The organism is Methylobacterium isbiliense (genome assembly GCF_022179325.1).
Classification (GTDB): Bacteria; Pseudomonadota; Alphaproteobacteria; order Rhizobiales; family Beijerinckiaceae; genus Methylobacterium; species Methylobacterium isbiliense.
The window spans coordinates 25535-48760 of sequence record NZ_BPQQ01000002.1 but is presented as its reverse complement, the minus strand read 5'-3'; the positions used below and the strand labels follow the sequence as shown (position 1 = coordinate 48760).

Below are 23226 nucleotides of genomic sequence, written 5' to 3'. Positions count from 1 at the left end.
TCCTTAGGCGTTGCCGACGTCGGACAGGCGCTGGATGGCGGTGCCGCGCATGGAGTCCATCCGCGAGAGCGTGTCCGAGACCAGCGTGTAGATGCGGTTCACCTCCATCATCCGGGTCATGGTGAGGACCGGGCTGACGTTGGAGCGCTCGATCGCCCCGGGCTCGATCCGCGCCTGGGGGCCTGCGGGCTGAGCGGGCGCGGTCGAGGCGTAGAGGTTGGCGCCCGCATTGGTGAGGGCCTGCGGGTTGGCGAAGGCTACGAGCCGGATCTTGCCCCGGTTGCCCTGGTTGGTGGAGACGGTGCCGTCCGGGCCGATCGCCAGGCCGGTCTCTTGCGCGCCGATCTGGATCGGGCCGCCGTCGCCCAGCACCGGAAAGCCGTCGCTGGTGACGAGGCGCCCCTGCGCGTCGAGTTCGAAGGCGCCGTTGCGGGTGTAGCGCTCGCCCTGCGGCGTCTGCACGGCGAAGAAGGCCTCGCCGCGGATCGCCGCATTGAGCGGGTTGCCGGTGGCCTCGATCGCACCCTGCGCAAGGTTGAGCGGCGTGCCGGCATCGATGACGTAGGACAGGCGCCGGTCGGGCGTCGGGAAGGTCTCGGCGCTCGCGCGCGGCATCAGGTATTCCTGGAACCGGGTCGAGCGGGCCTTGAACCCGGTGGTGGACACGTTCGCCATGTTGTTGGCGATCACTTCCAGCTCGCGGCCGAGCGCCACCTGTGCCGAGAGACCGATCAACTGCGCGTTCAGCATCGACGCCGCACTCCTGGCCGGGCGAACCGCTCCGGCGACAGGAGCAACGCAGGGGCCGTGCCATCGCACGTCTGCGAAATAATCCTTTTATCTCAATGGCTTGATTGAGAAGCCGTGAATCTTCGGCCAGACCGGACCGCCCCTCCGGCAGTTTCGACCCGGCAGGATCTGCCGCCCGGGGGAGGGGTGATCCCGGGGCGGCGTGCCGCCCCGGAACCCGGGATCAGGCGAAGAAGCCGCCGGTGACCTTGCCGACCGCCACGCCGGCGAGTTCGATCGAACCGCCGTTGTCGAGGTTGATCAGCGCGTTGCCGCCCGCGGAGGTGCCCAGGGTGTAGCCCTCGCCGTTCAGCATGATCCGGTCGCCCTGCGCGAACGAGAAGTCGGTGATCAGGTCCGCGCCTTCGCCACCCGCGACGATGAAGCGATCGGCACCGGCCCCGCCGGTGAGGACGTCGTTGCCTCCGTTCCCGGTGATGGTGTCGTTGCCGTAGCCGCCGACGATCGTGTCGTTGCCGGTGCCGCCGTACAGCAGGTCCGCCGCCCAGCCGCCGGTGATCCGGTCGTCGCCCGCGTCCCCGAAGAGGATCACGTTGGACAGGTCGCTGTCGTAGCCGATCGTGTCGTTGCCGTCGCCGCCATGGACGAGATCCGACCCCTCGCCGGTGCTGCCGCGGATCGTGTCGTTGCCGCCGCCGCCGAAGATGGTGTCGTTGCCCTTGCCGCCGCGGATGTAGTCGGCGCCGTCACCCGTTGCGGAGCAGACGCCGTCGTCCCCGTAGATGGTGTCGTTGCCGGCCCCGCCGGTCACGTTGTCGTCGCCCGCGTTGCCGTACAGGAGCGAGCCGTCGAGGTTGTTGGCGTACCAGATCGTGTCGTTGCCGCCGCCGCCATACACGGTGTCGTTGCCCGTGCGGATCGGCGAGGCGCCGCCATCGGTGATCAGGTCGTGGTCGTCCCCGCCATCGACCGAGTCGTTGCCGAGGCCGCCCAGCAGGGTGTCGTTGCCGGAACCCCCATACAGGGAATCGTCGCTCCCCCCGCCCAGGAAGTGGTCGTTGCCGCCATTGCCGCGCAGCGTCACCCTGTAGGGCGAGGCGACGAAGTCGAAGGTGTCGTTCTCGTCGTCGCGGCCGTTGACCGTCCCGGGATCGACACCGGGTGTATAACTGAACTGAGCCATTTCTTGTTCTCCGAGGTCGGTAAGCCGACGATTCGGAGTACGGGCTCAATTGTGACTTAACTATGTCAGAGTGTTGTGGCCAAGACGCGGAAAAAGACAATCGATCGAAAGACGTTTCATGTCGAGCGCGGAGCAGGCCTGCGGCATCGAGCCGCGACGGACTGGACAATGCTTGTATCCGGGTTGCGAGCCGGAGGGCGTGACTGTCGCAGGTCGGCGAAAAGCGGAGCCGGGAGGCGGGGGCGGCTCCGGCGGATCCGGGTCGGCGGCTTTGTCCGGCATGCTTAACGGGACGTTAACTCCGCTGGCCTATCGGGAGGAGACACGCCGCCGGATGGCGCGGGGCGAAGACGAGCGATGGCGAAGAAGCCGAAGAAGGCGCCGGACGCGGAGGAGGCCGAAGGCGAAGCCCCGGCCCCGGGCGGCTCGAAGAAGAAGCTCGTGATCGCGGCGGCGGCGGCCGTGCTGCTCCTCGGCGGCGGCGCGGGCGGCTTCTTCGTGATGAAGAGCCGCGGCGCCCAGGCCGAGAAGCAGGCCGCCGAGGTGAAGCCGCCGATCGCCTTCATGGACGTGCGGGAGATGGTGATGAACCTCTCCTCCGACGTCGGGCAGGCGCAGGGCCGCTTCATCAAGCTCAAGGTCGCCCTGGAGGTGAAGGACGCCAAGGTGGCGGGCGAGATCCAGCCGCTGATGCCGCGGATCGAGGACGCCTTCCAGGTCTACATCCGCGAGCTGCGGCCGGCGGATTTCGAGGGATCGATGGGCACCTACCGCCTGCGCGAGGAGCTGCTGCGCCGCGTCAACGTCGCGGTCTATCCCGCGAAGGTCGAGGCGGTGCTCTTCAAGGACTTCGTGATCCAGTAGGGGCGCATCGTGTCGGGACCTGAGGACGAGATCCTGGACGACGACTGGGCGGCGGCGCTCACCGAGCAGGGCGGCGGCGACGCTTCGCTCGCCGAGGAATGGGGCGCGGCGCTCGCCGAGCAGGGCACCGCCACCCAGGCGAGCGACATGGCGGCCGAATGGGCCAACATGATCGACGAGGGGGAGGCCGAGAACCTTCCCGAACTCGCCGGCAACGACCGCATCCTCAATCAGGAAGAAATCGATCAAGTCCTCGGCTTCTCGCTGAGGGAACTCTCGGCCTCGGGCGCGGGCGGCATCCGCGCCATCGTCGATTCGGGCGTCGTCAGTTACGAACGCCTGCCGATGCTCGAGATCGTCTTCGACCGGATGATCCGGTTGTTGTCGACGAGCCTGCGCAACTTCTTCCAGGACAACGTCGAGGTCACGCTCGACAACATCACCTCGGTGCGCTTCGGCGACTACCTCAACGCGATCCCGCTGCCGACGCTGCTCGGCGTGTTCAGGGCCGACGTGTGGGAGGGGTCGGGCCTCGTCACGGTCGATTCGAACCTCGCCTACTCCACCCTCGACCTGCTGCTCGGCGGCAAGCGCGGCACCACCACGATCCGCCTCGACGGGCGGCCCTTCACCACCATCGAGATGCAGCTCGTGCGCCGGATGGTGGAGATCATCCTGGGCGACCTCGAAGCCTCGTTCCAGCCGCTCTCGCCGGTGCGCTTCGCCATCGACCGCATCGAGTCGAACCCGCGCTTCGCCACCATCACGCGGCCGGCCAACGCCGCGATCCTGATCGACCTCAAGCTCGACATGGAGGGCCGCGGCGGCCTCCTGCAGATCCTGTTTCCCTACGCCACGATCGAGCCGATCCGCGACCTGCTGCTGCAGAGCTTCATGGGCGAGAAGCTCGGCCGCGACCACATCTGGGAAGGCCACCTCGCCACCGAGATCTGGCAGGCGGACGTCGCCGTCGAGGCCGTGCTCCACCAGATGACGCTGCCGCTCAAGCGCGTGCTGTCGCTGGAGGTCGGCGACACCATCATGTTCGACGCCAAGCCCACCGACCTCATCACCCTGCGCTGCGGCGACTGGGCGATGACCCAGGGGCGGATCGGGCGGCTCGACGACAGCATCGCCGTGCAGGTGACGCGGCCCCTGCGGCGCGCCCGCACCACCTTCGCGGCCTTCGAGGCCTCGATGAAGAACCAGAAGGACGGCTGAGGCCAATCATGAGCGCGTTCGTCAGCATCCTGGCCGACTGCCTCGTGGCGGTGCTGCTCGTGGCGAGCATCGTCTCCTCGGTGGCGCTGAGCCGCCGCATCACCCGCCTCAAGGCCGACGAGGCGGCGTTGCGCCAGACCATCGGCGACCTGATGGTCGCCACCGAATCGGCCGAGCGGGCGATCCTCGGCCTGCGCGGGACGCTCGGCGAGTGCGAGCGCACGCTGGCCGAGCGGCTCGGCGTCGCCGAGGCCACCGCCGCCACGCTCACGGCCCAGGTCCGGGCGGGCGAGGAGGTGGTGGAGCGCATCGGCCGCATCGTCGCCCAGGCGCGTCCGGGTCCGGCGGCCGGAGCCCCGGCAGTCCAGGCGCCTGCGGCTGCCGCGCCGGCGGCGCCCGCGCCCGAGCCCTTGCCTGCCGTCTCGACCTCCGAGCGCATGAGCGCGGCCGCCGCCGCCGCCCGGGCGCTGAGTGAGCGCGCCCTGAGCCGCCTCCAGAGCCAGGCCGCATGAATCCGGTGCTGCGCCGCGTCGTCACGGCGCTCGCCGGATCGCCCCGTGCCCGCCCGGCCGGGACGCCGCGGACGGGATCCGCCAAGCCGCCGTCGCCGAAGCCTGCCTCGTCCCGGCCGCGCGGATCCAAGAAGCCGTCCTGGCGCGCGCCCGGGCTGCGCCTGCGCCTGATCGATGCCGTCGCGCTCGCCGCGGGCGGCCTTCTGGTGCTCAAGCTCGTGTCTCTGGCCGGCGAGAGCGGCTCCGCCGGGCGCAGCGAGTTCGCGCGCGTGCTCTCCCATGCCCGCACCGGCTACGAGCCGGCCGATCCGCCGGTGACTGGTTCGGTGGCGGCCAAGGAAAAGGAGGCCGCGAAGGATTCCAGGGAGGCCGCCGAGCCGACGCCCCGGACCCCGGGCAAGCCCGGGTCCGATTCGGCCGAGCGGGCGATCCTGGAAAAGCTCGGCGCGCGGCGCGATGCGCTGCAGCAGCGCAACCGCGATCTCGACACCCGGGAGCAACTCATCGAGAGCGCGGAGCGCAAGCTGGAGAGCCGCGTGAACGACCTGCGCTCCCAGGAGGAGAAGCAGGATGGCGGCGCGGCCCGCCGGGCCGAGGCGGAGGCCGCCGGCCTCAAGGCGATCGTCACCATGTACGAGACGATGAAGCCCAAGGAGGCTGCCCGGGTCTTCGACCGGTTGAACCTCGACGTGCTGGTGCCGGTCGTCGTCGCGATGAACCCGCGCAAGATGGCGGAGGTGCTGGCGATGATGCAGCCCGAGACCGCCGAGAAGCTGACCGTGGCGCTCGCCCTGCGCGCGCGGGGCGGTCCTCCCCCGCGCCCGATGCCGGCGGGCGCCCCGCCGCTGCCACCCAACGAGCTTCCGGCCATCGACCCGCCGGCGCGGTAAGGCCGCCGCGATACGCGGATGTGTGCTTCCGCACATCAAATCAGACTGTAATCCCTCAAATGAAGGATGACCATGCCTTGGGCGCATGGTCTATCTCGTGTCACGCGATCTGATCGAGCCGATCAGGGGTCGTTGCCGTGACCGCCTCGACAGCCGCTTTGCTGTCGAGTGATCTCCCGTGCGGCGGATCGGCCGCCGCTCGTTCGCTGTTCGATTGCGTCAGGTTGGTTCGGGTCGATGGCAACCCTGACCGATTCGTCCCATTCACTCCGGCTCGGGGCGCCGTCGGCGCGCGAGCCTTCACGGGAGGACGACATGCGCGCACTCAGCTTCCTCGCCGCCTTCGCGATCGCCGCCGGCCTGTTCTGGGCGAGCATCCTCACCCGGCCGCCGGTCACGCAGGCCCGCACGACGCCCGGCATCGACATCCGCGAGATGACCATCAGGACGAATCTGCCGGCCGCGCAGGCCTACGACGCCTTCTGAGATCGAGCCTCAGCCCGGGTTCCGGTTCGTCAGCACCGCCACGCCGAGGCGGTCGAGGGCATCGCGCAGGCCGTCCTCGGCGATCCCCGAGACCGCCTTGGCGATGGTGCCGCGCTGCAGGGGATCGAGGGTGCGCGCGGGGCGCGCCCGGGGCACCGCGCGGGCCAGCCGGTCCTGCCGCAGGCTGATCCGCCCGACGCAGGCCCAGCCGTAATGCGCGTTGATGCGCTCGATCACCACCGGCGCGAGGTGCTGGAGTTCGAGCGCGAAGGCGCCGTCCACCCGCACCACCAGCGTGCCGGGGTCGGAGCGGGCATCGCCCGCGGCCTTGCGGCGGCGCGGCCATTCGAACTTTTCCGGGCGGCAGACCCGGGCCAGGCGTTCGCCCACGATCTCGGGCCATGAGGCCAGGATGTCCGTCGAGGCGAAGCCCTGCGCGGCGAAGACCGGGCCGAGCGAGCGCTCGATGAGTTCGCTGAGGGGCTTGGGCCGGGCCATCGGCGGCGGGTCCTTTGAAACGGCGACCGGGGCGATGTAGCACCGCAACCCTCTCGGTTTCGTTGCGCCAGCATAGCCCGGATGTCTCCCCAGGGGCAGCGAAACCGGCTAAGCGGTGCCGCATGGTAGCGCCCGCCGCGTCGTCCCCCGGGCCGGACGCAGCCGACCTCCTGGTCTGGTACGACCGCCACCGCCGCGCCCTGCCCTGGCGCGCGCTGCCCGGCGTCGCGCCCGATCCCTATCGGGTCTGGCTGTCCGAGATCATGCTGCAGCAGACCACCGTCGCTGCGGTGAAGCCCTATTTCGCCCGCTTCCTGGAGCGCTTCCCCACCGTCGCCGCCCTGGCGGCCGCGCCCGAGGAGGCGGTGATGAGCGCCTGGGCCGGGCTCGGCTACTACTCGCGGGCGCGCAACCTGCATGCCTGCGCCCAGGCGGTGGTCGCGGCGGGCGGCTTCCCGGACACGGTCGAGGGCCTGCGCAAGCTCCCCGGCATCGGCGCCTACACGGCGGGGGCCATCGCGGCGATCGCCTTCGACCGGCCCGCCGCGGCGGTCGACGGCAACGTCGAGCGGGTGGTGTCGCGCCTCTTCGCCATCGAGACGCCGCTGCCCGCGGGGCGGGCCGAGATCCGCACCATCGCCGAATCGCTCGTGCCGGCCCGCCGCCCGGGGGATTTCGCCCAGGCGGTGATGGACCTCGGCGCCACGCTCTGCACGCCCAAGCGCCCGGCCTGCGCCCTGTGCCCCTGGATGGCACCCTGCCGCGCCCGGGCGGAGGGGCTGCAGGAGACCTTCCCGCGCAAGCTGCGCAAGGAACCGGGCGTGCTTCGCCGGGGGGCCGCCTTCGTGGCCGTGCGGGCCGGGGACGAGGCGGTGCTGCTGCGCACCCGCCCGCCCGAGGGTCTGCTCGGGTCGATGGCCGAGCCGCCGACGAGCGCCTGGGCGCCGGATTACGACCCCGCCCGCGCCCTTCTGGACGCGCCGCTCGATGCGCGCTGGAAGCGCCTGCCCGGCACCGTGCGCCACGTCTTCACGCATTTCCCGCTCGAACTCACGGTGTTCCTCGCCCGCGTCGCGGCCGGGACCGCGGCGCCCGAGGGCATGCGCTTCACGCCCCGCGCCGCCCTGGCCGAGGAGCCGCTGCCCGGGGCGATGAAGAAGGTGCTGGCCCACGCCCTGGAGCAGAAGCCCGCCGCGCCCCCGGCGCCGCGGACGGCCCCGCCCGCGCCCGACCTTGCGACCCCGCCCGAGCCGGAGCCGGCACCCCGGCGGGCGCCGATCCCCAAGGTGCTCTCCCGGCGGCCCGCCTCGGCGGCACCCCTGCGCAAGGGCTCGCCGGGCGGCACCCGGCGGCGCTGAGCCGGCCTCAGCCGGGCGGGGTGCAGCGCAGGGCCAGCAGCGCGTCGAGGGAGGGCGAGACGCCGAAGGCGAGGGGGGCGCCACGCGGGCGAGGTCGCGGCGGCGAGGCCGAGCCCCAGGACCAGCCACGGCAGGGTCGCGCGCAGCAGGCGCGGCGATCGCGGAGGACGGGAGCGCGCCCTCATGGCCGGGCACCCGCCCGGCTGCCGCGCAGCAGCCACGCCCCGGCCCCGATCATCGCCACCCCCCAGGCCAGGAAGCCGAGATCCCAGTAGATCCAGAGCGGGCGCGCCACCGTCTCGTTGACGTGGTGCACGCCGAGGATCTGGTGGTCGATCAGCCCCTCCACGGTGTTGAACAGCCCGAAGCCGAGCAGCACCGCGCCGAGCATCCACCGGCCCGACCAGCGCAGCACGCCACGATGCGCTCGCCGCCAGAGCAGGAAGAGGCCCAGCACCACGAACACGTAGGTGGCGCTGTGGAAGATCCCGTCCCACAGCGTGTTGAGCTCGAGCGCCTCGCGGGTGGTGGGCGGGTACCAGCTGCTCAGCATGTGGTGCCATTGCAGCAGCTGATGCAGCACGATCCCGTCGAAGAAGCCGCCGAGCCCGAGGCCGAACAGGATGCCGGCCGCGATCGGAAAGGCGGGCTCGGGCGCGGCGCGCGGCATGGCGGGTCCCTTCGGCGGACGCTTCTCCGGGCGAACATCGCGGCCGCGGGCATGTTCCCGCTCCTCGCCGCGTGCGCAGTCTCACCGCCGGCGCCGCCGCGCCGTATCATCAGCAGGCTTGATCGCAGGTCTGGCGGAGGCGACAGCGCGCCCATGTCCTTCACCTATCGGGACCGCGTCCGGGCGGATATCCGCCGCTGGGCCGCCCTCGGGCTCATCGATGCCGAGCAGGAGCGCCGGCTCGATGCGGACGTGGCGGGCCGCTCCGGCCTCGTGCGCGTCCAGGTCGCGCTCGCGGTGGCGGCCGCCCTGCTGCTCGGCACCGCCGCCATCGCCTTCGTGGCCGCGAACTGGGACGGGATGTCGCCCTTCGCCCGCCTGCTGCTCCTCCTCGCCGCGGACGCCCTCGCGGTCGGGCTGGCCTGCACGGCGGCCCTGCGGGCGCGCGAGGCCCTGCGGGCGGGCGCGGCGCAGGGCGGCCATCTCGGCTGGCTCGCCGAGGTGCTGACGCTGCTCTCGCTCGCGGTGGCGACGGGCTCGATCGCCCTGATGGGCCAGACCTTCCACCTGCCGGCCGACACGCGCGCCTTCGCGGTCACCATCGCGGCGCTCGGCACCGCGACCGCGCTCCTGACCCGCTCGGGGGGCGCGGGCGGCGTCGCCGCCCTGGCGCTCGCGGTCGCGGCGTGGCCGGGCCTCGATCATCCGGTGATCGGTGCCCGTCCGTTGCCGTGGAGCGCCTGGGCGGTCTGGGCGGCGCTCGCGGCCGGGATGCTGTGGGGCCGCATTCCGGCGCGGCCCCTCGGCCTGCTGCTGGTGCTGGTGCCGCTCGCCCTGCAGGTCACCGCCGCCATCGGCACGGACGGCCCGCACGCCGATGCCGGCGCCCTCGCGGTCCTGGCCTTCGGCCTCATCGCCACCGCCCATGCCGGCCAGCGGGTGTCGCGCCTGCCGGCCCGGCTGCGGACCGGCCTCGGCCATGCGGAGACGGCCGCGACCGGCCTCGTGCTCGCCGCGGTGCTCATCGGGGTGGCGGGCCAGTTCGGCTGGCCGGCCGCGCAGGCCGGCCGCGCCCTGCCGCAGCTCCTGCTGCTGGCGCCCTGTCTCGGGCTCCTCTGCCTGCCCCGCCTGCTCGGGCACGGCCCGCTCCCGATCGGCCACCTGATCCTCGCCGCCGCGGCTCTCGCCTCCCTCGCCTTCGGCCCCGTCGCGGCCGATGCCGACGCCGTGGAGGCGGTGTCGGTGTGGAAGGTGCTGGTGCCGGTCCTCGGGGTCGCGGTGGCGGCGCAGCTCGACGAGCGCCGCAGCCTCTCCGGCGGCGCGCTCGCGGCCGGCGGGGTCGTGATCCTGGCCCTCCTGATGCTGAGCGGCGACCTGATCGGGGTCTCGCTTCAGCTCCTCATCGCCGGCGGCCTCGCGGCGCTGGCCATCGGTCTCAGCCTGCGCCTGCAGCGCCGTCTCGCAGCGGACACACCATGATCGGTCTCCCCCTCCGGCGGGCGGGCCGCCGCGGCACGTTCGCGGCCTTCGCCCTCGTCTTCCTGGTCCAGGCCGCCCCGTCGATCCAGATCGCGCTCGACCAGTCGCGCCGGCTCGCCTCGGGGCGCCCGGTGCTGCTCGCCACGGCGACGAAGGACCCGCGCGACCTGTTTCGCGGCGAGTACAGCATCCTCAGCTACGAGGCCGGGCAGCCGGCGGGTCTGGCCGCCGCGCCGGATCTGGCGGAGCGCCAAGCCGGCTGCGACCTCGCGGGCGGCGATTGCCGCCTCGCGGCGGGCACGCCCGTCCACGTCACGCTCCGCCCAGGCCCGGACGGCCTCCACCACGCCGCGTCCATCGCGGTGGCGAGGCCCGCGGGCGAGGGCCTCGTGCTGCGCGGCACGGTGCAATTCGGCAGCCTGACGCGGCGGGGCGAGGGCAAGCCGGGCGCCTGCGCCCACGACCTCTGCTTCTCGGGCGCGATCGCCTACGGCATCGAACGCTGGTATGGCCCGCAGGGTGTGCCGGCGAATCTCGACACGCTCGACCGCGGCCGCATCCGCGTCCGCGCGCGGGTGGGGGAGGACGGCATCGCTGCCCTGGACGCGATCCTGATCGACGGCGAGGATTTCGCCCGGACGCCGCGCCTGTGAGCGTGGCCGGGGCCCGCTCGGTGCTTCACAGCCCCGGCGGCCTCGACTAAGGAGCCGGGAGCCCGTTCCGCACAGGATCCCGACCATGCCCGGCCTCGACTCCGTCGGCCCGACCCGCCCCGCCTCGCAGCTCGTGACCGTGTTCGGAGGCTCGGGCTTCCTCGGGCGGCACGTGGTGCGGGCCCTGGCCAAGCGCGGCTACCGCATCCGCGTCGCGGCGCGCCGGCCCGACCTCGCGCTCTTCCTCCAGCCGCTCGGCCGCGTGGGGCAGATCGTGGCCGTGCAGGCCAACCTGCGCGACCGTGCCTCCATTGCCCGGGCGGTCGAGCACGCGGACGTCGTCGTCAACCTCGTGGGCATCCTGCAGGAGAGCGGCAGCCAGAGCTTCCACCGCCTCCAGGCGGAGGGCGCGGCCGAGGTGGCCCGCGCGGCCGCCGCCATCGGCGCCCGGGTGGTCCACGTCTCGGCGCTGGGGGCGGATGCGGCCTCGCCCTCGCATTACGCCAGCTCGAAGGCGCAGGGAGAGGCGGGCGTCTTCGCCGCGCGGCCCGAGGCGGTGGTCTTCCGGCCGTCCATCATCTTCGGCCAGGGCGACAGCTTCTTCAACCGCTTCGCGGGCCTCGCCCGCGCGCTGCCGGTGCTGCCGATCGCGGGCGCGGACACGCGGATGCAGCCGGTCTTCGTTGGCGACGTTGCCGAGGCGGTGGCGCTCGCGGTGGACGGCAAGGCCAAGCCCGGCACGACCTACGAACTCGGCGGGCCGGAGATCCTGACGCTGAAGCGCCTCGTCGAGTACACCCTCGACGTCACCATGCGCCGCCGCCTCGTCCTGCCGCTGCCGGGGCCGGCCGCCCGGATCCAGGCGCGGGCGCTGGAGATCGCCGACACGCTCACCCTCGGCCTCCTGCCCGACAGCCTCAAGCTCACGCGCGACCAAGTGCTGCTCCTCGAGCGCGACAACGTGGTCTCGGACGCCGCCAAGGCCGAGGGCCGCACCCTCGACGCGTTCGGCATCGCGCCGACCGCCGTGGAGGCCGTGGTGCCGGGCTATCTCTGGCGCTTCCGCAAGGCGGGGCAGTTCACCACCGGCCGGGGGGCGCCCGAGATGGCCCGGACCCCCGACCTCCTCGCCCCCGAGCCGATGGGACCGGGCTCGGCCCATCACCCGCAGGATGCGGGCGGGCCGGCGGTGGGGCAGAAGGGCGCCGGGGCCGGGCAGGCCCCGGGCATGCGCTGAGCGTCTCAGCGCAGCGGCGGGCGCGCCGCGGGCGGCGCGAGCAGCCGCTCGCGGCTGAGGCCCTTGTGGACATGCACCATGAGGGCGATGCCGAACAGCGGCGTGAGCAGGTTCAGCACCGGCACCACCATCAGCCCGGCAAGGAGCGCGCCCGCGGCCAGCACCGTCGGCGCGTGATGGCGGCGCATGGCGCCGGCCTCCGGCAGCGGCCGGAAGCGCGCCGCGGCCATCTCGAAATACTCGCGGCCGAGCAGATAGGTGTTGGCGCCGAAGAAGGCGATCAGGTTGACGCCCGGCACGAAGAACAGGGCGAGCGCCACGAGGTTCACGAGGAGCGCGAGCCCGGCGAAGCGCAGCGCGTAGAGCATCGCCTGGGCCAGCGGCAGGGCGCGGCCCGGCACCTCGTCCGGATAGTCGGTGCGCTCGACGATCTCGGCCGCATCGTCGAGGAAGTAGCCCGCCACCAGGATCGAGACCGCCGGCAGGATGTAGGCCAGGGCCACGAACAGGCCCGCCCCCGCGAGGAAGAACGCGACGCTGTCGAGGATCGGGTACTGGGCCGAGATCGGGTGGCCGATCAGGAAGGTGTTGATCAGCCGGGTGAGCGCGAACCAGACCAGCACCAGGAGCCCGACGGTCAGGCCGAGCGACTTCCACAGGATGCGCCGCAGGGGCGGGGACAGGACCTGCCGCAGGGCCGCGAAGGCGGCGGAGACGAGCATCGGAACCTCACCGGGAGAGAGCGCCGCTCGGCGGCGCGGGGCTGGTTTGGACCCGCTCCGCGCCTCGCGGGTTGAAGACCACGGGGCCGCCGGAGCGCGGCCCTGGCGAGGCAGGAGATACGCATGGACATCGCCGTCGAGAAGGTCTGTGAATTCATCCTGCGGGTGCGGGCCCTCGACGTGAAGGAAGGCCCGACCGACGCGGATTCGGGCTCGAACCCGACCGACGACGGCGCCCGCGACGTCCTCAACGAGGATCCGGACGATGCCACCGAGGAGGAACTGCGCGAGGTGATCGCCGGCCTCAACGACGACGAGCGGGCGGAACTCGTCGCGCTGGTCTATCTCGGCCGCGGCGACATGGAGCCGGAGGAGTTTCCCGACGCCATCCGGCTCGCCCGCGAGCGCGAGGCGGCCGGCACCGACACGGCCAACTATCTCCTCGGCATCCCCAACGTCGGCGACCTGCTCGACGAGGGGCTGGAGGCGCTGGGGCTGCGCTGCGAGGTGTGAGGCGCCTCAGGCCAGCGTCGCCAGCAGCCCCGCGAAGAGTCGCCCGCGCGTGACGAGGCTGTCCACCTCGATATGCTCCTCCAGCGTGTGGTAGCCGCGCCCGATCGCGCCGAGACCGTCGAGGGTGGGCAGGCCGAGCGCCCCGGTGAAGTTGCCGTCCGAGCCGCCGCCCGCGCTGCGGTGGGGCAGGGGCAGGCCGAGGCGCTCGGCGAGGCCGCGGGCGGCCTCGTAGAGGGCGAGCGTCCCGGCGTCGGGCTCCCAGACCGGGCGGGTGACGCCGCGCGTCACCGTGAAGGCGACGTCGTCCTGTGTGCCCGAGAGGGCGAGCATCCGGGCCACGCCCCGGTCGAGGTCGTCCTGGCGCTTGGCCATGCTCAGCGCCTCGCCGCGGCACCGCGTGGGCACGCAGTTCACCCACTGCCCGCCCTCGACGATGCCGACGCTGAAGGTGCAGTCCTCGCCCGACATCGCCTCGATGGCCAGGATCTGGCGCGCCATCGTCCGGATGGCCGAGCGGCCGTCGCCGAGGCGGGCGCCCGCATGGCTCGGGCGGCCCACCGCCTCCAGGTTGAAGCGGGCGATGGCGTAACGCCCCGTCACCACCCCGTTGTCCTCGTGCCCGGGCTCCGGCACCAGGATGTAGCGGTGGCGCGCCGCCTCGGCCTCGATCAGGTCGCGGGTCGCCGGACTGCCGATCTCCTCGTCGCTCGTGAACAGCACCGTGACGGGCAGCGGCGTGGCGATGCCGGCGCGTCCGAGCGCCCGGATCGCCTCGAAGGCCAGCAGGTTGCCGCCCTTCATGTCGAGGATGCCGGGGCCGTAGACCCGGCTCTCCTCCCGCCGCCAGGGCAGGGCCCGGAGCGTGCCGACCGGATGCACGGTGTCCATGTGGCCGAGCACGAGGAGGCCGGGCTCGTCCCGGCGCGGATGCGGGAAGCGGGCGCGCACGCAGTCGCCGAGGCCCATCCGGCCCGGGATGATCTCGACGCTCGCCCCCGCCACCGCGAGGTCGCGCGCCGCCAGCGCCATCATGCGGTTGACCGCGGCGGCGTCGTGGGTCGGGCTCTCGCACTCGATCCACGGGCGCAGGGACGCCAGCATCGCGTCGGCGTCGAGGGGCAGGGCGTTGGGGTTCATGCGGTCTCCCGGAAGGGGTTGGGATCGCGCGGCCACCACGGGCCGGCCTTCTTGGTGTAGGGCAGGGCGGCGAAGTCCGGCGGCACGGCGCCGGGGGCGGAGACGTAGCGCACCTCGCTGGCGATCGGCGCGAAGCCGGCATGGAAATGCTGCATCGACTTCACCACCACGAGGCGCTTGTCGTGCAGCGTCAACCCGAGATCCGTGAAGGCGTCCGGGGCGAAGGGCTGCCGGCGCAGGCTCGTCAGCACGAGGTGGATCCCGTCCGCCTCGACCCAGGCGCTGCTGCCGAGCTCCGCCCGCTCGCCGCTCATACCCCCCTGGCTGTGCGCCTCGCGCAGGCCCCGCACCGTGATGCGCAGGTCGACCGGATCCCCGGACGTCACCCCGCACTTGCCGCCAATCCGCAGCGCAAAGGTCGCACCCACGCCGGCCTCGTGGCAGATGCCGACCGCGGCGGGGTCCCAGTAGAGCCCGCTCGCCACGCCCCGCACGCCGCGCGCGACGAGGCGCTGCAGGATCGCGGTGTTGTCGGCGGGCGCGCCGGCCCCCGAATTGTCGGCGACGTCGGCCAGCACCATCGGCCGCGGGTCGGTCGAGGCGAGCGCCCGGTCGATCGCCGCGTCAATGGAATCGTAGGGCGTCAGCGCCTCCTCCCGCATCGCCCAGACGGCACCGGCCAATTCGCCCGCGAGCGCGCGCGCCGCCGCCTCGTCGCGGTCGGCCACGACCAGCATCTTGGCGCCGACATCCGCGACGTCGGCCCAGGGAAAGCCGTGCCCGAACGACACCGACAGGATGCCGTCCCGCCCCTCATGCGCCGTCATGCGATCGACGAAGCGGCGTACGGCCGGGTCGCTCGTGCGCCAGAGGCCGATCATCCGGCAATCGTGGATGGCCATCACCGGGCGGATGCGTCCCTCCGCCGTGCCGGTCACCAGCCGGTAGAGGTCGCGGGCGCGCTCGGCCATGTCGGTGTGCGGGTATTCCTTGTAGATGACGATGACGTCGGCGGCCTGCCGCATCGTCTCGGTGAGGTGGCAGTGCAGATCGAGTTCGGCCCCGATCGCCACCTCCGGCCCGACGATCCCGCGCACCCGCGCGAGGGTGTCGCCCTCGCAATCGTCGTAGCCCTCCGCCACCATCGCCCCGTGCAGGAACAGCAGCACCGCGTCGACCGGGCCGGCCGCGCGCAGGTCCGACAGCAGCGCGTCGCGCAACTCCTCGTAGACGCCGCGCAGGGTGATGCCCCCGGGCTGCGCGAAGGTCGAGAGGCTCTCGACGACCGTGTGGCCCTCGGCCTCGGCCAGGCGCCGCCACTCGACCAGCCCGACATTGCTCAGCCGGACCGGATTGCGGCTGCCGTCGCGGCGGGCGAAGTCGGCCAGGAACGCGGCGCGCCCGGTCGGCAGGGGCGCGAAGGTGTTGGTCTCGGTCGCGAGGGAGGCGATGAAGAGCTTCACGGGACGAGGGTCTCCACGGAGTCACGGAGCGCGGGCGATCGGCGGCTCACGGAGCGCAGGGCAACCCTCTCCCACGCGGGACAGGGGTTCCCCACGCCCGGCCTTCGAGGGGGGAGGCCGAAGGTAGAGCGCCGCCCGCCGCATCGCAAAACCCGCACCCGGTTCATCCGGCGGCCTCCGCGAGCCGCTTGCGCTGCACCTTGCCGTTCGGCGTGCGTGGCAGCGCCTCCAGGAAGACGACCTCCCGCGGGCACTTGTAGCCGGCAAGGCGTTCCTGGCACCACGCCAGCAGGTCCTCGCGGCGCGGCGCCGTGCCGGGCTTAGGCACTACATAGGCGGCGATGACCCGCACGTCCGCCCGCACGGCCCGCTCGGCCACGGCCCCCTCCTGCACGTCGGGGTGGGTGACCAGCACCGCCTCGACCTCGTTCGGGGAGACGCGGTAGCCGAAGGCGTTCATCACGTCGTCGTTACGGCCCTCGAACCAGACGTAGCCGTCCTCGTCGAACCGCGCGAGGTCGCCGCCCGTGAACCACTCGCCGCGCATCACCGCCGCCTCCTCCTCGGGGCGGTTCCAGTAGCCGAGCATCAGCCCGGGATCGGAGCGGTGGACGGCGAGCAGCCCCGTCTGCCCGGCGGCGAGCGGCGCGGGCTCACCCTCCGGCGGCAGGATCGCGACGCGCCGGCCCGGCTGCGGGCGGCCGGGCGAGCCCGGCTTCACCGGCACGCCCGGGCAGGTCGAGATGTAGGTCGAGACCTCGCTCATCCCCAGCGCCTCGTAGAGCGGCTTGCCGGTCGCTGCGGTCCACTCGGCGAGGAGGTGCGGCGAGAGCGCCTCGCCGGCCGTGATGCCGTGGCGCAGGCTGCCGAGGTCGTGGGCCGTGAGGTCGGCGTATTTCAGGATCTGCCGGTAGAGGCTCGGCACCGCCGCGAACAGCGTGGCGCGATAGCGGTCGATCAGCGCCGGCCAGACCGCCGGATCGCGCCGCCCGGTGTAGAGCACCGTCGTGGCGCCCCGCGCCCAGGGGTCCTGGATGCCGACGCCGAGCGTGTAGGTCCAGTTCATGGTGCCGGCATGCAGCACCACGTCGCTTTCCCTCAGCCCGAGCCAGTGGTCGTGCATCGGCCGCCGGCCCCAGATCGCCCGATGGGCGTGCAGCACGCCCTTCGGCCGGCTCGTCGTGCCGGAGGTGTAGATGAGGTGGGCCGGATCGTCCGCGGCGGTGTCGGCGTAGGCGGGCAGGGCCGGGCCGGCCTTGAGGCGCGCCACGTCGGCGGGGCGCAGCACGATCCGCCCGCCGCAGGCCTCCGGATCGAGCGGGCATTCCTCGGCCGCCACGATGGCGGCGGCGCCGGAATCCCGCAACAGGAAGGCGGCCTCGGCGGCGGTGAGCTGGGGCGAGGAGGGCTGCGCCACCAGCCCGGCGGCCAGCGCCGCGAAGTACACGATGGCGTAATCCGCGTCGTTGCCCATGCGGATCATCACCCGGCTGCCCGGGTTGAGCCCGAGGTCGAGCAGGCCCGCCGCCACCGCCCGCACGGCCCGGTCGACCTCGCCGAAGCTCAGCACCTCGGCCCGGTCGCCGTCGCCGACGAGGATCAGGGCCGGCTTGTCGGGATGCGTGCGGGCATTCGCCTCCAGGCAGTAGCGGGCGGCGTTGAAGCGGGCGGGCGGCGGGCTGTCGGGGGGTCGGGCGTGCACGGGGGTCTCCGGGCCGCGAGCGAGGGTCGGCGCCGCCGGTTGTAGAGGGCGCGGCCCGGACGGGCGACCCGCAAATCGTCCGCATCCCGCATCGGCGCGCGATCTTGACGGCGGCGGCGGGGAGGGGGATCACTCCGGCCGTGACGTGCGCTCTCCCCAGGAACTTGCTCAGAAACTTGCCCAGGACCGTGCCCGGGATCCTGCCCGCCCGCGGCGTCGGGGCCGCCCGGTGATCGGACGCATCCATGCGGCCCTGCGCCGGGTCGGGCTGTCGCCGCGCTACCGCGGGCACCTCGATGCGCTGGACCTGACCGGCGCTCACCTGCGCATGGAGGGCTGGGCGAGCCATTTCCGGCCGCATCTCACCTACGACGGTGCCGCCGTGCCGGTGCAGGTCCGGCAGGTGGTCCGCCCGGACCTCGCGGGGCTGGGGCGCGGCAGCGAGGGCTGGGGCTTCACGCTCACCGCCGACCTGCCGGCGCAGGCTCCCGACATCGCCAAGCTGGCGCTGCGGCTCAACCGGGGCTGCAGGGTCGATGCGCGCACGCACCTGGCGCTGTTCACGCCGCAGAGCGAGGTCGAGGCCTGCGCCGCCGCGATCCTGGCGGGCGACCTGCAGGCGGGCGCGGCCGATCTGGTGGAGCGGAGCCTCAGCACCCGCAACCCCATCCTGCCGGTCCGCGTCGGCCACGCCCTGCGGGCGGCGGGGCAGGCCGGTGCGGCGGAGGCGGTGCTGCGGGCCAGCCTCGCCCTGCCGGAGGTGCGCCCGCTCGCGCGCCACGCCCTCATGACCCTGGTGGCGGCAGCCGGCCGGCTCCCGGAGGCGGTGACGCTCCTCGATGCGGCCCGGGCCGAGGAGGGGCTCGGCCCGGGGCAGGCCTTCCCGGCCGCGCTCCTCTACGCCGGCATCGGCCGCTTCGCGGAGGCGCGGGCGCTGATCCGGGAGGCGGGCGACCCCGCCGTGGACGAGGCGGCGGCGCAGGCGCTGGAATTCGTGGCCCTGCTGGAGCGCTTTCCGGCCGCCGAGGCGCGGCGGATGCTGGCCGAGCTGCGCGCCCGCTTCCGCACGGCGTCGCTCGCCGAGATCGAGGCCGACATCCTGGCGGCTTTGGCCGAACGGCGGCCCTACTTCCTGATCCGGCTCGGGGACGGGGAGGGGGCGTGGCTGCGGCTCTCGCCCGAGGACGAGGCGGAGTTCGCCGGCATCTACCGCACCAACCGCCGGGAGATGCTCGACTTCTGGTTCCGCGACCCCGCGCTCGCGGACGATCCGCGCTTTCACGCGGCGATGGATGCCTTCGATGCGGCGCTTCTCGAGGCCGACTGCATCGGTGCCTTCAGCGACGCCGCCATCGCGCACGAATACGGCGCGGTCTCGCGGCGGGGCGTCACCTGGGTGGTCAACACCCTGCGCAAGGCCCTGGCGATGGCCGAGGCGGATCCCGTGCGGGCGCGCGGCGTCGCCGTGCGCGACCTCACGGTGCATTACGATCTCGTGCTCAGCGGCGCGCTCGCGCGCATCCTCCAGGGCCGCGCCGCCGTCGGCCTCATCACCTGCCACCGCGACCTCGCCCCGGCGCTGGAGCGCCACCACGGCATCGGCCGGGTCGAGCTGATCAAGATCCCGGGGGAGCAGATCCACGCCGACGCCCTCGGGGCCGACGCCGCGGCGGGCCGGCACTGGCCGGACCGCTACGAGGAGATCTGCGCGCAACTCGGCCGGGGCGACCGCCGGGGCGAGCTCTGGCTCGTGGCCGCGGGCCTGCTGGGCAAGATCTACGGCGCCGCCCTGAAGCGCTCCGGCGCCGTGGTGATCGACATCGGCGCGGTGGCGGACCTCTGGATGGGCAAGGGGACGCGCACCTTCCCGGACCTGCCGCCGGCCCTCAACCCCATGACGAGCCTGCCGATGACGAGCCTGCCGATGACGAGCCTGCGGGCCTGACGCCGCCGGACGCTCAGGCGGCGATGCGGCCCTCCAGCGGAAACACCTTGGCGGGGTTCATCAGCCATGCGGGGTCGAACACCGCCCGCACCCGCATCTGCTGGGCGAGGTCGGCGGGGGCGTACTGCACCGTCATCAGGTCGCGCTTCTCGATGCCGACGCCGTGCTCGCCCGTGAGGCAGCCGCCGACCTCGACGCAGAGCTTGAGCATGTCCTCGCCCGCGGCCTCGGCCTTCTCCATCTCGCCGGGCGTGTTGATGTCGAACAGGATCAGCGGGTGCAGGTTGCCGTCGCCCGCGTGGAAGACGTTGGCGCAGCGCAGCCCGTAGGATCGCGTGATCGCGCCGATGCGCTCCAGCACGTGGGCGAGCTGGCCGGTCGGGATCGTGCCGTCCATGCAGATGTAGTCCGAGATGCGGCCCGTCGCCCCGAAGGCGGACTTGCGGCCCTTCCAGATCGCGGCGCTCTCGGCCTCCGACTGCGACACCTTCAGGCTGGTCGGGTTGAACGGCTTGGCGATCTCGACGATGCGCGCGAGCATCGCATCGCATTCCTCGGCCGAGCCCTCGACCTCGATGATCAGCATCGCCTCCGCGTCGAGGGGGTAGCCGGCATGCGCGAAGGCCTCGCAGATCGTGATCGCCTCGCGGTCCATGTACTCGATCGCCACCGGGATGATCCCCGCCCCGATGATCGCCGCCGTGCAGGCGCCGGCATCCTCCACCGAGCCGAAGCCCATCAGGGCCGGGCGCGCGCCCTCGGCGGCGCGCAGGATGCGCACGGTGGCCTCGGTGACGATCCCGAGCTGCCCCTCCGAGCCGCAGATCAGGCCGAGCAGGTCGTAGCCGCCGCTGTCGAGGTGCTCGCCGCCGATCTCCACCACCGTGCCGTCGACCAGCACCAGCTTGACGCCGAGCAGGTTGTTGGTGGTGACGCCGTATTTCAGGCAATGCGCGCCGCCCGAGTTCATGGCGATGTTGCCCGCGATGGTGCAGGCGAGCTGGCTCGACGGGTCTGGGGCGTAGAAGAAGCCCTCGTGCGCCACCGCCGCGCTGATGGCGAGGTTGGTGATGCCGGCCTGCACCCGGGCGGTGCGGTTGGCAAAGTCGAGGGCGAGCACTTGGTTCATCTTGGCGACGCCGAGGATGACCGCGTCCTCCTGGGCGATGGCCCCGCCCGCGAGCGAGGTGCCGGCCCCGCGCGGCACCACCCGCACGCCTTGCTGGTGGCAGTAGCGCATGACCGCCGCGACCTCCTCGGTGGTCGAGGGCAGCACCACGGCGAGCGGCATCTTGCGGTAGGCGGTGAGCCCGTCCGTCTCGAAGGCGCGCCGCTCGTCCTCGCTCGTCACCAGGGCCTCGGGGGCCACGAGGGGCGCGAGCCCCGCGATGATCGCGTCGCGGCGGGCGAGGATGTCCGGGTCCGGGGACGGGAAGGCGATCGACATGCGGCGTCTCTGGCGTCTCGACGGAAGGCAGGTCCCCGCCGGGATTTTCCCGCGTGGCCTGACTCAGGGGTTCTTGGCCCCATCATAGCCCGGTGGAGCGGCGGATGCACGGCCGGTCGGCACAACGCCTTGCCGCAGCATGCACTTTCGTCCGATTGATTCGATGCGCCGCGCAGCTTCTTTTCGCCGCACGCATCCGGAACGATCCGGCCGCGTTTTTTAGCTTTACCAGTTCAAGAGCTGGGCCATATCCCAGCCCGGCCGTCGAACGTGGCCTATCGGAGGGAACCTCATGCGTCAGTTGATCCTCGGTGCCGCCCTCTTGGCGCTCGCGCCCGTCGCCGCCCAGGCGCAGGATGCGGCGGCCGGCGAGAAGGTCTTCGCCGCCTGCAAGGCCTGCCATGCCTTCGGCAAGAACGGCGTGGGCCCGGACCTCAAGGGGGTCATGGGCCGCAAGGCCGGCACCCATGAGGGCTACAACTACTCGGCTGCGATGAAGAACTCGGGCCTGACCTGGGACGAGGCGACCTTCACGGACTACATCAAGGATCCGAAGGGCAAGGTGCCCGGCAACAAGATGATCTATGCCGGTCTCAAGGACGACAAGAAGATCCAGGACCTGATCGCCTACCTGAAGACCCAGCAGTAGGCGGCCGCGCGGCCGCTTCGCCGTCAAGGGGCCTCGCCATGCCGCGGCGGGGCCTCGCCGCGCCTCGGGTTCAGGAGCGCCCGATCAGGTCGCCCATCCGCGCCGCGCGGCCCTGCGCGATGTGCCAGCGGGCATCGGCCACCTGCAGACGCAGGCGGTGGCGCCGCCAGCGGTGATAGAGGCGCAGCAGCGGGACCGCACGGGTCGCCTCCCGCTCGTGGTGGGCGAGCCGGCGCAGCAGCCCCGGCAGGCAGGCGCTCGCCGCCTCGCCGGTCGCGATGTCGCCGGCCCGCACCTGGCGGCGCAGCTCGGCGCGAAAATCCTCGCGGGACTCCTGCACGGTGCAATCCTCTTGAGCCGCGGGTGGCCCTTTTGGGCGGCGGGTGGCAGATCCCGAGGATCGGCCCGCCGCGCCGCGCCGGTCAAGGCGCCGCCGTGTCGCAAACGGGGGGCGCCGCGAGGGTGATCACCGCCCGCAGGCCGCGGCCGCCCGGGCCGTCCGACAAGGCGACGCCCCCGCCGATCCGATCAAGGAACGAGCGCACGATCGCGAGGCCGAGGCCGCTCCCGCCCGGGTCGCCGGACCGGGCGATCCGGTGGAAGCGCGCGAAGACGAGCGCCCGCTGGTCCTCGGGAATGCCGGGGCCGTCGTCCTCGACGGCGATGCAGGCCTGCGCCGCCCCGTCCGGTCCGGTCCCGGCGTAGACCCGCACCGCGACGCTGCCGCCCGGCCTGTTGTAGCGCACCGCATTGTCGATGAGGTTGCGCAGCACCTCTTCGAGGAGGAGCGGGGCGGCCAGCGCGTCGAGGGGCCGGTCCGGACCGTCGAACGACAGGTCCACGTCGCCGCGCCGGGCGAGATCGGCGCAGGCGAGGGTCGTCTCGCGGGCGAGTGCGACGAGGTCGACCCGGATCCGGGCGGTGGCGCGCGCCGCATCCTCCTCCAGCCCCGCCAGGGTGAGCAGTTGCGCGATGAGGCGGTCGAGGCGGTCGACCGCCTCATCGATGTCGGCACGGGAGCGGCGCCAGGGCGGGCTGTCGGGGGGCTGCCGGTCGAGCAGGGCGAGATGCGTCTTCAGGATCGCCACCGGCGTGCGCAGCTGGTGGGACGCGTCCGCGGTGAACCGGCGCAGCACCGCCATCGCGCCGTTCACCCGCTCCAGGAGGTCGTTGAGCGCGGTCACGAGCGGCACCGCCTCGCTCGGCACGCCGGCGACCGAGAAGGCCGAGACCGGGCCGGGGCTCTGCAGGTGGCGACGCTCCACCTCGCGGCGCAGCCGGTCGAGCGGCGTCAGCCCCATCCGCACGGCGAACCAGACCAGCAGGCTGCCGATCCCGGCGAGCGTCGCGCCGAGCGCCGCCAGCGCCGTCAGCATGCGCCGGGCGAGCAGGTCGCGTCCGACCGTTGTCTCGGCGACCTGGACCAGCGCGGCGTGCCGCGTGACGTAGATCGGCTTCAGCATCATGCCGACGCGCACCCGCTGCCCGCGGTAGACGGCGTCGCGGTAGGTGATGGTCTCGGGGCTCGGCAGGGTGTCGGGCAGGGGCAGGTCGGGGTAGCCGGTCACCAGGGCGCCGTTGTCGGTGATGCTGTAGTAGATGCTGTCGTGCTCGGAATTCGACAGCATTCCCAGGGCCGCGGCCGGCATGTCCAGGGCGACGGTGTCGTCCTGCACCGTCAGGCGCTCGGCGATCGACAGGACGGAGCCGGCGAGCACGCGGTCGTAGGCGTGGGTCACGAAGGCATCGATGAACCACGTGCCGCCGACCGCCAGGACCACCGCGAGCCCGGCCATCGGCACGAGCAGGAAGGCCGCGACGCGGATCCGCAGCGAGTGCAGCATCCG

Annotated in this window: 23 protein-coding genes; 12 read left to right on the top strand and 11 right to left on the bottom strand. The window is 72.9% G+C overall.

Annotated features, from left to right (window positions below):
- Positions 1–3 precede the first annotated feature (3 nt).
- Positions 4–750 carry a flagellar basal-body rod protein FlgF gene (gene flgF / locus MFF61_RS00660; protein ID WP_238233181.1) on the bottom strand — a complete coding sequence of 249 codons (747 nt, stop codon included), beginning with the start codon at positions 748–750 and terminating at the stop codon, positions 4–6.
- A 223-nt stretch (positions 751–973) separates the two neighbouring features.
- Positions 974–1933 carry a calcium-binding protein gene (locus tag MFF61_RS00655; RefSeq protein ID WP_238233180.1) on the bottom strand — a complete coding sequence of 320 codons (960 nt, stop codon included), beginning with the start codon at positions 1931–1933 and terminating at the stop codon, positions 974–976.
- Positions 1934–2290: 357 nt separating this feature from the next.
- On the opposite strand from MFF61_RS00655, the gene fliL reads away from it, so the two are divergent.
- The 5 genes from fliL (at position 2291) to MFF61_RS00630 (ending at position 5906) form a co-directional block, all read left to right on the top strand.
- On the top strand, positions 2291–2797 hold the full coding sequence (gene fliL / locus MFF61_RS00650) for a flagellar basal body-associated protein FliL (protein ID WP_238233179.1): 507 nt from the start codon (positions 2291–2293) through the stop codon (positions 2795–2797).
- Positions 2798–2806: 9 nt separating this feature from the next.
- Positions 2807–4018, top strand: coding sequence for a flagellar motor switch protein FliM (fliM, locus tag MFF61_RS00645; RefSeq protein WP_238233178.1), 1212 nt, complete (start codon positions 2807–2809; stop codon positions 4016–4018).
- Positions 4019–4026: 8 nt separating this feature from the next.
- The gene (locus tag MFF61_RS00640; protein ID WP_238233177.1) at positions 4027–4530 is read left to right on the top strand and encodes a DUF6468 domain-containing protein; all 504 of its coding nucleotides are present in this window, start codon (positions 4027–4029) and stop codon (positions 4528–4530) included.
- Complete coding sequence (locus tag MFF61_RS00635) at positions 4527–5420, top strand: MotE family protein (RefSeq protein WP_238233176.1); 894 nt, start codon at positions 4527–4529, stop codon at positions 5418–5420. The genes MFF61_RS00640 and MFF61_RS00635 overlap by 4 nt, the downstream gene beginning before the upstream one ends.
- A 315-nt stretch (positions 5421–5735) precedes the next feature.
- Positions 5736–5906 (top strand): hypothetical protein, encoded by a 171-nt coding sequence (locus tag MFF61_RS00630; protein ID WP_238233175.1) that lies wholly within the window; start codon positions 5736–5738, stop codon positions 5904–5906.
- Positions 5907–5915: 9 nt separating this feature from the next.
- Here MFF61_RS00630 and MFF61_RS00625 read toward each other — a convergent pair whose 3' ends face one another.
- Positions 5916–6404: a DUF721 domain-containing protein gene (locus MFF61_RS00625; protein WP_238233174.1), complete on the bottom strand. Its 489-nt coding sequence runs from the start codon at positions 6402–6404 to the stop codon at positions 5916–5918.
- A gap of 122 nt (positions 6405–6526) precedes the next feature.
- On the opposite strand from MFF61_RS00625, the gene mutY reads away from it, so the two are divergent.
- On the top strand, positions 6527–7762 hold the full coding sequence (mutY, locus tag MFF61_RS00620; protein WP_238233173.1) for an A/G-specific adenine glycosylase: 1236 nt from the start codon (positions 6527–6529) through the stop codon (positions 7760–7762).
- A 181-nt stretch (positions 7763–7943) separates the two neighbouring features.
- Here mutY and MFF61_RS00615 read toward each other — a convergent pair whose 3' ends face one another.
- Positions 7944–8432 carry a DUF2243 domain-containing protein gene (locus tag MFF61_RS00615; protein ID WP_238233172.1) on the bottom strand — a complete coding sequence of 163 codons (489 nt, stop codon included), beginning with the start codon at positions 8430–8432 and terminating at the stop codon, positions 7944–7946.
- A 153-nt stretch (positions 8433–8585) separates the two neighbouring features.
- Between MFF61_RS00615 and MFF61_RS00610 the strand changes: the two genes are divergently transcribed.
- From MFF61_RS00610 to MFF61_RS00600, 3 genes are all read left to right on the top strand, one after another.
- Positions 8586–9911, top strand: coding sequence for a DUF2157 domain-containing protein (locus tag MFF61_RS00610; RefSeq protein WP_238233171.1), 1326 nt, complete (start codon positions 8586–8588; stop codon positions 9909–9911).
- Positions 9908–10564, top strand: a complete 657-nt coding sequence (locus tag MFF61_RS00605; RefSeq protein ID WP_238233170.1) for a GDYXXLXY domain-containing protein — start codon at positions 9908–9910, stop codon at positions 10562–10564. Before MFF61_RS00610 ends, MFF61_RS00605 begins: the two co-directional genes overlap by 4 nt.
- A gap of 85 nt (positions 10565–10649) precedes the next feature.
- On the top strand, positions 10650–11801 hold the full coding sequence (locus tag MFF61_RS00600; protein WP_238233169.1) for a complex I NDUFA9 subunit family protein: 1152 nt from the start codon (positions 10650–10652) through the stop codon (positions 11799–11801).
- A 5-nt stretch (positions 11802–11806) separates the two neighbouring features.
- Here MFF61_RS00600 and MFF61_RS00595 read toward each other — a convergent pair whose 3' ends face one another.
- The gene (locus tag MFF61_RS00595; protein ID WP_238233168.1) at positions 11807–12523 is read right to left on the bottom strand and encodes a sulfate transporter family protein; all 717 of its coding nucleotides are present in this window, start codon (positions 12521–12523) and stop codon (positions 11807–11809) included.
- A 123-nt stretch (positions 12524–12646) separates the two neighbouring features.
- Here MFF61_RS00595 and MFF61_RS00590 point away from each other — a divergent pair, with 123 nt between their 5' ends.
- Positions 12647–13036 carry a DUF3775 domain-containing protein gene (locus tag MFF61_RS00590; RefSeq protein ID WP_238233167.1) on the top strand — a complete coding sequence of 130 codons (390 nt, stop codon included), beginning with the start codon at positions 12647–12649 and terminating at the stop codon, positions 13034–13036.
- 6 nt (positions 13037–13042) lie between these two features.
- On the opposite strand, the gene MFF61_RS00585 is transcribed toward MFF61_RS00590, so the two are convergent.
- The 3 genes from MFF61_RS00585 to MFF61_RS00575 form a co-directional block, all read right to left on the bottom strand.
- Positions 13043–14173: a M20/M25/M40 family metallo-hydrolase gene (locus MFF61_RS00585; RefSeq protein ID WP_238233166.1), complete on the bottom strand. Its 1131-nt coding sequence runs from the start codon at positions 14171–14173 to the stop codon at positions 13043–13045.
- Positions 14170–15636: a M81 family metallopeptidase gene (locus MFF61_RS00580; RefSeq protein WP_238233165.1), complete on the bottom strand. Its 1467-nt coding sequence runs from the start codon at positions 15634–15636 to the stop codon at positions 14170–14172. The genes MFF61_RS00585 and MFF61_RS00580 overlap by 4 nt, the downstream gene beginning before the upstream one ends.
- Before the next feature lie 163 nt (positions 15637–15799).
- A complete protein-coding gene (locus tag MFF61_RS00575; protein ID WP_238233164.1) occupies positions 15800–17338 on the bottom strand; it encodes an acetate--CoA ligase in 1539 nt (512 codons plus the stop codon).
- 229 nt (positions 17339–17567) lie between these two features.
- Here MFF61_RS00575 and MFF61_RS00570 point away from each other — a divergent pair, with 229 nt between their 5' ends.
- Positions 17568–19283: a hypothetical protein gene (locus tag MFF61_RS00570; RefSeq protein WP_238233163.1), complete on the top strand. Its 1716-nt coding sequence runs from the start codon at positions 17568–17570 to the stop codon at positions 19281–19283.
- A gap of 13 nt (positions 19284–19296) precedes the next feature.
- Here MFF61_RS00570 and MFF61_RS00565 read toward each other — a convergent pair whose 3' ends face one another.
- A complete protein-coding gene (locus tag MFF61_RS00565) occupies positions 19297–20730 on the bottom strand; it encodes an FAD-linked oxidase C-terminal domain-containing protein (protein ID WP_238233162.1) in 1434 nt (477 codons plus the stop codon).
- A gap of 292 nt (positions 20731–21022) precedes the next feature.
- Here MFF61_RS00565 and MFF61_RS00560 point away from each other — a divergent pair, with 292 nt between their 5' ends.
- Entirely contained in the window at positions 21023–21379 is a 357-nt protein-coding gene (locus MFF61_RS00560; RefSeq protein ID WP_238233161.1) for a c-type cytochrome, read from the top strand.
- Positions 21380–21449: 70 nt separating this feature from the next.
- Here MFF61_RS00560 and MFF61_RS00555 read toward each other — a convergent pair whose 3' ends face one another.
- The gene (locus MFF61_RS00555) at positions 21450–21719 is read right to left on the bottom strand and encodes a hypothetical protein (protein ID WP_238233160.1); all 270 of its coding nucleotides are present in this window, start codon (positions 21717–21719) and stop codon (positions 21450–21452) included.
- Between the two features lie 82 nt (positions 21720–21801).
- A complete protein-coding gene (locus MFF61_RS00550; protein ID WP_238233159.1) occupies positions 21802–23223 on the bottom strand; it encodes a sensor histidine kinase in 1422 nt (473 codons plus the stop codon).
- Positions 23224–23226: the final 3 nt, after the last annotated feature.

Bases quoted from the DNA above. Each gene is read 5' to 3' on its own strand.
- flgF (WP_238233181.1), bottom strand. From the start codon at position 750: ATGCTGAACGCGCAGTTGATCGGTCTCTCGGCACAGGTGGCGCTCGGC.
- MFF61_RS00655 (WP_238233180.1), bottom strand. From the start codon at position 1,933: ATGGCTCAGTTCAGTTATACACCCGGTGTCGATCCCGGGACGGTCAAC.
- fliL (WP_238233179.1), top strand. From the start codon at position 2,291: ATGGCGAAGAAGCCGAAGAAGGCGCCGGACGCGGAGGAGGCCGAAGGC.
- MFF61_RS00640 (WP_238233177.1), top strand. From the start codon at position 4,027: ATGAGCGCGTTCGTCAGCATCCTGGCCGACTGCCTCGTGGCGGTGCTG.
- MFF61_RS00635 (WP_238233176.1), top strand. From the start codon at position 4,527: ATGAATCCGGTGCTGCGCCGCGTCGTCACGGCGCTCGCCGGATCGCCC.
- MFF61_RS00630 (WP_238233175.1), top strand. From the start codon at position 5,736: ATGCGCGCACTCAGCTTCCTCGCCGCCTTCGCGATCGCCGCCGGCCTG.
- MFF61_RS00625 (WP_238233174.1), bottom strand. From the start codon at position 6,404: ATGGCCCGGCCCAAGCCCCTCAGCGAACTCATCGAGCGCTCGCTCGGC.
- mutY (WP_238233173.1), top strand. From the start codon at position 6,527: ATGGTAGCGCCCGCCGCGTCGTCCCCCGGGCCGGACGCAGCCGACCTC.
- MFF61_RS00615 (WP_238233172.1), bottom strand. From the start codon at position 8,432: ATGCCGCGCGCCGCGCCCGAGCCCGCCTTTCCGATCGCGGCCGGCATC.
- MFF61_RS00610 (WP_238233171.1), top strand. From the start codon at position 8,586: ATGTCCTTCACCTATCGGGACCGCGTCCGGGCGGATATCCGCCGCTGG.
- MFF61_RS00605 (WP_238233170.1), top strand. From the start codon at position 9,908: ATGATCGGTCTCCCCCTCCGGCGGGCGGGCCGCCGCGGCACGTTCGCG.
- MFF61_RS00600 (WP_238233169.1), top strand. From the start codon at position 10,650: ATGCCCGGCCTCGACTCCGTCGGCCCGACCCGCCCCGCCTCGCAGCTC.
- MFF61_RS00595 (WP_238233168.1), bottom strand. From the start codon at position 12,523: ATGCTCGTCTCCGCCGCCTTCGCGGCCCTGCGGCAGGTCCTGTCCCCG.
- MFF61_RS00590 (WP_238233167.1), top strand. From the start codon at position 12,647: ATGGACATCGCCGTCGAGAAGGTCTGTGAATTCATCCTGCGGGTGCGG.
- MFF61_RS00585 (WP_238233166.1), bottom strand. From the start codon at position 14,173: ATGAACCCCAACGCCCTGCCCCTCGACGCCGACGCGATGCTGGCGTCC.
- MFF61_RS00565 (WP_238233162.1), bottom strand. From the start codon at position 20,730: ATGTCGATCGCCTTCCCGTCCCCGGACCCGGACATCCTCGCCCGCCGC.
- MFF61_RS00560 (WP_238233161.1), top strand. From the start codon at position 21,023: ATGCGTCAGTTGATCCTCGGTGCCGCCCTCTTGGCGCTCGCGCCCGTC.
- MFF61_RS00550 (WP_238233159.1), bottom strand. From the start codon at position 23,223: ATGCTGCACTCGCTGCGGATCCGCGTCGCGGCCTTCCTGCTCGTGCCG.